The sequence below is a fragment of the Carnobacterium sp. genome, from assembly GCF_032094055.1.
Classification (GTDB): domain Bacteria; phylum Bacillota; class Bacilli; order Lactobacillales; family Carnobacteriaceae; genus Carnobacterium_A.
This window is the reverse complement of the sequence record NZ_DAMDAK010000018.1, coordinates 27,266-36,032: the sequence shown is the minus strand read 5'-3', so window position 1 is coordinate 36,032 and position 8,767 is coordinate 27,266. Positions and strand designations below refer to the sequence as shown.

13 protein-coding genes are annotated in these 8,767 nt (G+C 38.7%); all 13 read left to right on the top strand.

The window, feature by feature from the left end:
- The coding region (locus tag RT405_RS04590; RefSeq protein WP_313467960.1) for a FliI/YscN family ATPase at positions 1–1,142 on the top strand (1,142 nt) is incomplete at its 5' end.
- A gap of 23 nt (positions 1,143–1,165) precedes the next feature.
- Positions 1,166–1,600 (top strand): flagellar export protein FliJ, encoded by a 435-nt coding sequence (fliJ, locus tag RT405_RS04585; RefSeq protein WP_313467959.1) that lies wholly within the window; start codon positions 1,166–1,168, stop codon positions 1,598–1,600.
- Between the two features lie 84 nt (positions 1,601–1,684).
- Positions 1,685–3,115, top strand: coding sequence for a flagellar hook-length control protein FliK (locus RT405_RS04580; protein WP_313467957.1), 1,431 nt, complete (start codon positions 1,685–1,687; stop codon positions 3,113–3,115).
- A 13-nt stretch (positions 3,116–3,128) separates the two neighbouring features.
- Positions 3,129–3,557: a flagellar hook assembly protein gene (locus RT405_RS04575; RefSeq protein ID WP_313467955.1), complete on the top strand. Its 429-nt coding sequence runs from the start codon at positions 3,129–3,131 to the stop codon at positions 3,555–3,557.
- Positions 3,557–3,937 (top strand): TIGR02530 family flagellar biosynthesis protein, encoded by a 381-nt coding sequence (locus RT405_RS04570; protein WP_313467953.1) that lies wholly within the window; start codon positions 3,557–3,559, stop codon positions 3,935–3,937. Before RT405_RS04575 ends, RT405_RS04570 begins: the two co-directional genes overlap by 1 nt.
- A 72-nt stretch (positions 3,938–4,009) precedes the next feature.
- Positions 4,010–4,876, top strand: a complete 867-nt coding sequence (locus RT405_RS04565; RefSeq protein ID WP_313467951.1) for a flagellar hook-basal body complex protein — start codon at positions 4,010–4,012, stop codon at positions 4,874–4,876.
- A gap of 173 nt (positions 4,877–5,049) precedes the next feature.
- Positions 5,050–5,253, top strand: coding sequence for a flagellar FlbD family protein (locus RT405_RS04560; protein WP_313467949.1), 204 nt, complete (start codon positions 5,050–5,052; stop codon positions 5,251–5,253).
- On the top strand, positions 5,250–6,059 hold the full coding sequence (locus RT405_RS04555) for a motility protein A (protein ID WP_313467947.1): 810 nt from the start codon (positions 5,250–5,252) through the stop codon (positions 6,057–6,059). The genes RT405_RS04560 and RT405_RS04555 overlap by 4 nt, the downstream gene beginning before the upstream one ends.
- Positions 6,052–6,762 carry a flagellar motor protein MotB gene (locus RT405_RS04550; protein WP_313467945.1) on the top strand — a complete coding sequence of 237 codons (711 nt, stop codon included), beginning with the start codon at positions 6,052–6,054 and terminating at the stop codon, positions 6,760–6,762. The genes RT405_RS04555 and RT405_RS04550 overlap by 8 nt, the downstream gene beginning before the upstream one ends.
- Before the next feature lie 3 nt (positions 6,763–6,765).
- On the top strand, positions 6,766–7,233 hold the full coding sequence (gene fliL, locus RT405_RS04545; RefSeq protein WP_313467944.1) for a flagellar basal body-associated FliL family protein: 468 nt from the start codon (positions 6,766–6,768) through the stop codon (positions 7,231–7,233).
- Between the two features lie 22 nt (positions 7,234–7,255).
- Positions 7,256–7,654: a flagellar biosynthetic protein FliO gene (locus RT405_RS04540; RefSeq protein ID WP_313467943.1), complete on the top strand. Its 399-nt coding sequence runs from the start codon at positions 7,256–7,258 to the stop codon at positions 7,652–7,654.
- A complete protein-coding gene (fliP, locus tag RT405_RS04535; RefSeq protein WP_396163264.1) occupies positions 7,638–8,408 on the top strand; it encodes a flagellar type III secretion system pore protein FliP in 771 nt (256 codons plus the stop codon). The genes RT405_RS04540 and fliP overlap by 17 nt, the downstream gene beginning before the upstream one ends.
- A 9-nt stretch (positions 8,409–8,417) precedes the next feature.
- Positions 8,418–8,681, top strand: coding sequence for a flagellar biosynthesis protein FliQ (gene fliQ / locus RT405_RS04530; protein WP_313467942.1), 264 nt, complete (start codon positions 8,418–8,420; stop codon positions 8,679–8,681).
- The last annotated feature ends 86 nt before the right edge of the window (positions 8,682–8,767 follow it).

Genomic DNA, 8,767 nt, shown 5'->3' with positions numbered 1-8,767 from the left:
AAACAGTCCTTTTGATGCCGTTAGATGAATTAGAAGGCATCGGGCCCGGCTGTCTTGTGAAGCCAACTGGAAAAACACTGAAAGTAGAAATCAGCGAAAAACTTTTGGGGACTACGTTAGATGGGTTAGGTCGCCCGATGAATGAAGAGTTAGAAGTAGATGGCGTATTTTATGATGTCAACCGCAGTTCACCGAACCCTTTTAAACGAAAAAAAATACAAGAAGTGATTCCGACGGGTATCAAAGCGATTGATGGAACGTTAACAGTCGGAGAAGGACAGCGGATTGGGATTTTTGCAGGTAGCGGGGTCGGGAAAAGTACATTACTCGGAATGATGGCCCGCTATATTGAAGCAGATATTATCGTGATCGGTCTGATCGGAGAACGGGGCAGAGAAGTCTTAGAATTTATTGAAAAAGATCTGGGAGAAGAAGGATATAAGAAATCAGTAGTAGTGTGTGCAACTTCAGATATGCCGCCGTTAGTCAGACTAAAAGGGGCTTCTGTAGCGACAACGATTGCAGAATACTTCCGTGATCAAGGGAAAAAAGTTGTGTTAATGATGGACTCTGTCACGCGTGTAGCGATGGCTCAGCGTGAAATTGGATTAGCGACCGGCGAACCGCCAACGACTAAAGGTTATACACCTTCTGTTTTTACCACGTTGCCTAAATTGTTAGAACGAAGCGGAATGTCGGATAAAGGATCAATCACGGCTTTTTATACAGTACTGGTTGAAGGAGACGATATGAACGAACCCATTGCCGATTCTGTCCGTGGAATATTGGATGGGCATATCATTTTGTCTCGGAAAATTGCTTCGGAAAACCATTACCCGGCTATTGATATTCAAAACAGTATTAGTCGTTTAATGAAAGATATTACAACGGAAAAGCATTACCTGACAGCTGGGAAATTAAAAGAAAACATGTCAATCTATGCGGATTCAAAAGATTTGATTGATGTAGGAGCTTACCGAAAAGGAAGCAACCCTGCAGTCGATAGAGCGGTTCAATTAAACCTTCCGATTAAAAATTTCCTCAAACAAAAAGTAGACGAACGAGTTGATTTTGAAGACGTAGTGGGATCGTTAGATAATTTATTTAAAGTACAGCCGACTGTCGGCCAGACAGTGGGGTAGAGCACTAAATTGAGGTGGGAAAATTGGGGAACTATAAATTTTCAATGGAAAAAATTTTGGATTGGCGCTCGGATACAGAAGAAGAAAAGAAAAAGAAACTAGCTGAAATACAAAGAGAACAGCTGCAGCAGGAAGATCTGCTGCACGATTTAATTCAAGAGAATATTAAAATCAAAAATGAGAGCTTGTCAACTACGCGCATTGATATTCTGCGTCGCCAAAATCTTTACAAAGTTATGTTGGATGAACGAATCGTCCAGCAGAAAAACCTGTTAGATAAGACGGAAAAAGCTCTGGAAGCGGCGCGTATTGAACTAATGGAAGCTCACAAAGATAAAAAAGTAATGGAAAAGCTAAGGGAAAAAGAATATAGCTTTGTTATGGAACAAGAAAAGAGTGAAGAACAAAAACAACTGGATGAAATGGCGACATTCAGTTATGGAAGAGCACCTTATTAAAGACGATTGTCTTTTCTTATCAAATAGAATAGCACACAGCACGTCTTTGCTTTAGCCAGTACAAAAAGAGAGGAGGTGATAAAAATGGAACAGCTGTCTACCGTTTCTTTGGAAACTGAGGCAAGCGGACTACCCGCCCAAAAGCAAACCGTTTTACCGAAGGAATTCCAAAAAAATTTAACTGCTGCAACCTTACAAAAAGAAAAACCAGGAAAAAATATACATAATTCGCCCGATTCTGAAAAGATTGAAGAGCGACGAGATGAAGCAGACGAAACGTCTTCTGAAGCGGATGCTGCATTTTTTTTCTCAGGTTTTCTGACCGCCATTCAAGAACAACCAATGAAGCAAGAAGCTGCCTTATTAACGGCAGTTGAAAGTTCTGCAACAGAACCACCTCTGCTAGCAACTGTAACACCTGTTCTGGCTGAACAGGCAATGACAGAGGTAGAATTGCAACAGGTAACAGCCTGGCAAGAAGGCAAAGCAATTGAAACAGCAGAGCAAGTTTTAATAAAAAAAGAAGCACTGTCTACAGAAAATCTGCTGCCAACTAAAGTTCAATCGTCAGCTGGATCAGAACAAAAAGCAGCTGGAGCTTTTGTGTCAGTAAGCGATGAAGAACAAGAAAACAAAAAATGGATCAAAGAAGAGAAAAGCCTTTCAACAACGGAAGTCCAAGTAACTGCTGTCCATTCAGAAAAACAATTGACAGAAAGTGTTTTACCAACTGGACGTTTTATGACGGAAAATTGGAAAGCAGAAAAAGATACCGCTGCACCAAAGATTGAATTAGAGCAACTAGTACCAGTAAAAGAAGACAGTCAAATAAAAAACAGCCAATCTTTCCTGTCAGAAGCAGATTTAGAAACTGGACAAATCAGCAAAGCAAGTTCTAAGTCAGCTGAATCAGTTGGTAAAAAGGAAAACTTGCAGGCAGTCTCTTCGCATCAAACTGATGTAGCCGCTGAAGAGCCGACCGTAAATAATCTCAAGGAGCATAAAGTACAGGAACAGCCTTTGTTCAATGGAATAATGACCGGTACACAAACGGAAGTTTCAGAAACGACAGGTGTGAGACGGCAACAACTCGCGCAAGCGGTGAAAGAAGTCATTGCAGAAACAATGGAAACGTTCAAAACCGGCAAGCAATCGTCTGCAGAAGTGAACATTTCTCCGGGACGAATGGGAAATATTCAAATCAAGCTTGAACTGATCGACAATGTGTTGTCGACTAAAATGGTTGTCGATAGTTTAAAAACCCACGAATTGTTGACGGGAAGTTTGCAACAATTGACGGATAACCTAAACCGACAACAAATCCAGCTTGGAGAAGTTACGATTCAATTGAATACGAATGGAGAAACGGGCTTTAGCTTTGCGGAAGGACAAACTCAGGAACAAAGGAAGCAGATGCCGCGCCAAACCGGAACAATTGCAACGGCAACAGCTTCACTGACAAAGTCTGAAGAAGCAACTGGAAAACAACCTGGAAGACTGAGTATTTTAGTATGAGAGGAGAAATATAATGGATATTCCTGCAAATTTTAATATTGGAACGGTAAAAAGCATCACCGATAGCCAAAAGAAATCCAATGAACTTTCGACAGATGACTTCTTACAAATTATGGCTGCTACGATTAAAATGCCAGCCATGCCAGGAGAAAGCGGCGGTGGAAGTGGTGGTGGAGAAACCGATTATCTGACACAATTAGCTCAATTTAATATGATGGACCAATTGACTAATATTTCAGAAAAAATGAATACTGATTTATTGATGAATCAGCAACAACAAGCGTTGGGTTTATTGGGGAAAGAAGTTAAAGTAACCGATGAAACCAATTTTATCACTGGTCCAGTTGAAAAAGTACGTTTTGATAAAGGCTACGCTACTATCCGAGTAAATGGAAAAGACTTTTATCTAAACGACATCTTAGAAGTTGGTGATCAAGCATAATGTCTTTTCACGTGTCTCCTATTCAAAACCAGGCAGCCGAAGAAATACCGATTCAAAAAAAGCCCAAAATAGACCGAACATTTAGTGCCTTTTTGGCTGAGTCTCTCAAAACCGAAACGGGTTACCGAGAAGTAAAATTATCTAATCATGCACAAAAAAGAATGGAAGAACGTGGTTTTCAATTGGATCAAAAGGATATGACTCATTTGGAAACGGCAGTAGAAAAACTTGAACATAAAGGTTCAAAACAATCGCTTATTTTATATAAGAACATGGCGTTGATTGCCAGTATCAATAACCGCACGATTATTACAGCGTTGAAGACCGATGAGATGGAAACTGTCACAAATATTGACAGTGCGATGAGAATAAAACAATAGAATTGGCTGGACTTAACAGAAGCCGCAACCCATGGACTGATTGAAGTGGGATAATCGAATGGAGGAAACAACATGTTAAAATCACTATATTCAGGTGTTACCGGTATGAAAAATATTCAAACAAAGATGGACGTTATCTCAAATAATATTGCCAATGTCAATACGACTGCATTTAAAACCGGCAGAGTACGTTTTGAAGACATGATTAGCCAAACAAATGCTAGAGCACAAGGAGGAACTAATGCACAACAAGTTGGACTTGGAGTACAAGTTGGGTCAATTGACACCGTAATGTCCGGCGGTTCTTTGCAATCAACAGGAAGACCCTTAGATTTTGGGATTGAAAATGGCGATAATTCATTCTTTACAGTAAAACAAGACAATCAAACTTTTTATACGCGCGACGGCGGCTTTTATACCGATTATGATGGTAACTTGGTAACAAGCGGCGGATTACAAATTATGGGATATACAACTGAAACGGGTGACCCATCGTTAAATGATGCAGATTTTAAGATAGATGCGCTTAATACACTCGCACCTTTAAAAATCAGTCCAACGATCACAGTTGATGGAAAAGAATTGGAAATGCAAGATTACAGCGTAGATAAAGACGGGTTTATTGTTGGAACGTATAGTGACGGTAATTCTTATGTATTGGGCCGAATGGCATTGACCAACTTTTCTAACCCCGATGGATTAGAAAAGAGCGGCGGAAACTTATATATAGCCACAGCTAACTCAGGAGAACCTCAATTAGGAGCTCCATCTGAAGCCGGTTTTGGCAGTGTACGTTCTGGATTTTTGGAAATGTCCAATGTGGATTTAGCCAATGAATTTACTGAAATGATCGTAACGAGCAGAGCTTACCAAGCAAATTCTAGAAGTATCACAACTTCTGACACGATGCTTGAAGAATTGATCAACCTTAAGAGATAAGAACTAGACGAAAAGAATAAAGCGGGGACTGGAATCATCAGGTAATTTTTTGAAACGCATTAGCTGATAGATTCCAGGTTGCCACTACATAATTCATGGCATCACTTTGTACTAGACAATATGGGATGCTCAGCTTGTTCCGCTTTTCTTAAATAAAGAAATGAGGTTTTTACATGATTGCTTTGTCAGATGTTTCAGGAAAAGAATTTTATTTAAATTGTGATTTGATATATAGAATAGACCGTTCTTTCGATACGATTATTACTTTAACTGATGGAAAGACATTACGTGTAATTGAAACAGAGAAAGAAATAGTAGATAAAGTGATTCAATACAAAAGAAAAATATATAACGGTTTTTCAGAAGGAGATAAATGAAAAAGAATATTATACCAATTATCGGTTTTGTTGTAGGGTTTGGTCTGATCATTTGGTCTATCACTTCATCAGGAAACATAGCCAGTTTTATTGATGCGCCTTCTCTTCTTATTACACTAGGCGGTTCTTTTTGTGCGTTGCTTATCAGTTTCCCATTAAAATCAATCATGAAAATACCAGCTATTATAAAAAACTTATTGCATGACCCTACAGATCATTATGAAGAATTGATTGCTGCTTTTTCAGAATTATCAAGAAAAGCGAGAAGCCAAGGAGTTTTGGCTATCGAAGAAGACTTGCAGCAACAAGACAATGAGTTGATGGTAACAGGATTGCAAATGGTAGTAGATGGATTAGATCCAGAGCTGATTGAAGAGATACTAGAAATAAAAACAGAAAATATTGAAAAAAGACACCGAATGGGTCAAGAAATCTTTTTAAAATGGGGAGAGATGGCTCCAGCTTACGGGATGATCGGTACTTTGATCGGGTTGATCATCATGCTTGGAGAATTAAACGATCCTAGTACAATTGGAACAGGAATGGCTACAGCTTTAATCACGACGTTATATGGTAGTTTTTTAGCGAATATGCTTTTTCTTCCGATAGCTACGAACTTAAAACTCCAAACAGAAAAAGAGATGCAGATGTGTGAAATGGTGATCGAAGGAATTTTATCGATCCAAGCTGGACAAAACCCACGTGTCATCGAACAAAAGCTGTACAGCTATTTGCGCGATGACAACCAAGAAGAGTCAGTCAAAGAAGCCGCACGATTGGAACGTGAGGGACAGCAAAATGGCTAGACGGCGTAAAAGAAATAGAGAAAACAGTGGAAGCAGTGAAAGTTCGGGAGGATGGATCACCACCTTTTCAGATTTAATGTCTTTATTACTGACTTTTTTTATTCTGCTTTACTCGATGTCGACTGTCAGTGAATCAAAGTTTAATGAAGCTTCTCAATCGATTCAAATGGCGTTATCAGGAAAAGGCGGCAGCTCTATTCTGGAAGAAGCGGCGCCAGCGGAAGAAGAACAAGTAAATCCTGAAATAACGGCTTTATATCAAAAAGTAACAGATTATGTAGAAAAACAAGACATGCAAAAAAAAGTTACAGTTAAAATGGATCAAGATGGGGTATACGTTGATATCCAAGAGTCGATTCTGTTTGCTTCCGGGGATGCTGAAGTTTCAACACAAGGAAGACAAACATTAGATAAACTAGCGGATTTGATTGCTACACTAGAAAATAAAATAGTGATAGAAGGATATACTGATAATCTGCCGATTAAAAACCAAAATTTCGACAGCAACTGGGAATTATCTACTGGTCGAGCAGTATCCGTTTTGCGTTACTTGAGCGAAGACAAAGGAGTCAATCCTCATCGCCTGTCGGCTAGAGGATATGGCGAATACAATCCAAGTGTGCCGAATGATACAAGTGAAAATAAGGCAAAGAACAGAAGAGTAAATATTGTGATCGTTTATGAAGAGAAGGAGACAAATTAGCGCATGAAAATAGAAGCAAAGAAAGAAAAAAAAGGTACGAAACATTTGCTGCTGATTGTCATTATTTTAGCTGCAGTGGTGATTGGAGCGGTAGTCACTTTTGGCTTCACTTCAGGAAAAGCAGCAGAAATTGTTAAAGGGTTGTCTGAAAAAGAAGTAGTAGAAACAACCGTTCCTTTAGAAGAATTTTTAATCAATTTGGCACCTGAAAAATCAGGTAAAGAAAATTATTTGAAAATTGAATTATCTCTCTATAGTACAGACAAAGAGGCAGAAGAAAAAATTAATGCAAATATACCGCAAATAAGAGACGCAGTAATCAATGTGTTGCGTACAAAAACAGCTGATTCTGTTTTTCAAGAAGAAGAAAATTCATTGGTATTGAAAAAAGAATTAATCAGCCAAATCAATGAACGATTGGGTATACCGATGGTGAGCGATGTTTTTATCACCAATATTGTGATGCAGTAAGGAAAGTGAAAGGAAGTTGAACATGGGATTAGGTATCGGGCTAGGTTATGTGATAAAAAGTATTCTGGCATTGGGTGTAATTATTTTTGCAGCTAATTACAGCTTAAAATATTTGAATACTTTTATGACAAAAAAAGGAAAAGCGATCCGAATCATCGAAAGAACGGTTGTCAATAAAAGTTCCTCTATTTGTATTGTGGAAATAGCCGGCACGTATTATGTGATGAGTTTTACGGATACCCGTAATGAAATTCTTAGAGAATTAACTGAATCTGAAAAAGAAACGGTCATTAAAACACAAGAAACAACGGAAACATCAGAAAACATGCAAAAAAAACCGGTTTTTTCAGAAGGAAAGTCAGTGTCCTTCTTTAAGCAACTTCAGTCCCGTTACCAAAGTCTGTATGAAAAGAGGAAATAAGTTGAAGAAAAAGATCATATTGTTCGCCTGCTTTATCCTCTTTTTAATGAGTTTTAGTTTTCCTCAAGAAGTTTCTGCTGTTGGAACAGTCGATGGATTGACTCATGCACTTGAAAATCAGTCGGGTGAAACATCAGACGTGATAAAACTGTATGTGTTAATGGGGCTGTTAAGCTTAGCACCGACATTTTTAATTTTAACCACTAGTTTTACGCGCATTATTGTTGTTTTGTCGTTTGTCAGGAGTTCATTAGGAACCCAGCAAAACCCTCCAAATCTAGTGTTGACAGGAATTGCTTTGTTTCTAACGCTTTTTATCATGCAGCCGGTATACACTGAAGTTATGGATGATGCGTTGACGCCTTATCTAAGCGAAGAACTGTCTGGCTCGGAAGCTTTTGAAAAAGCAGAGGCTCCCATTAAAAAGTTTATGTATCAACAGACACGTGATGAGGATATTCAACTCTTTTTAGACGTGTCAAAAACAAAAAAGCCTAAAGATTTGGCAGATCTTCCGCTGACAGTGGTAATACCAGCTTATACCATCAGTGAACTGCGAACAGCGTTCAGTATTGGCTTCTTGATTTTCATTCCTTTTTTAGTGATCGATATTGTTGTGGCCAGTATTATAATGTCCATGGGGATGTTTATGTTGTCGCCAGTTATGATTTCACTGCCTTTCAAGTTATTGCTGTTTGTATTGGTAGATGGATGGTATTTAGTCGTCGAGTCGCTTGTCACAGGATTTCAGTAGAGGTGTAAAATGACAATAGTAAAAGTATTAGATGTTATCCGAGAAGCTTTTATGACAATGATCATGGTTGCAGGCCCAACATTGATCATTGCGCTAGTTGTAGGGCTTTTGATCAGTATTTTGCAGGCTACCACGCAGCTGCAAGAACAAACACTTAGTTTTGTTCCAAAAATATTAGCGGTAATCGTTTCATTGATTGTTTTTGGAAACTTTATGTTGAATGCATTAATTGGCTTCACTCAAAAAATATTTGAAATGATTGCAGTGCTTTGATAGATGGTGCATTAGGCCTGCAAATACAAACGGCTCTTTTGATTTTTATCCGTATTGCCACATTCATTACGATCAGTCCTGGATTT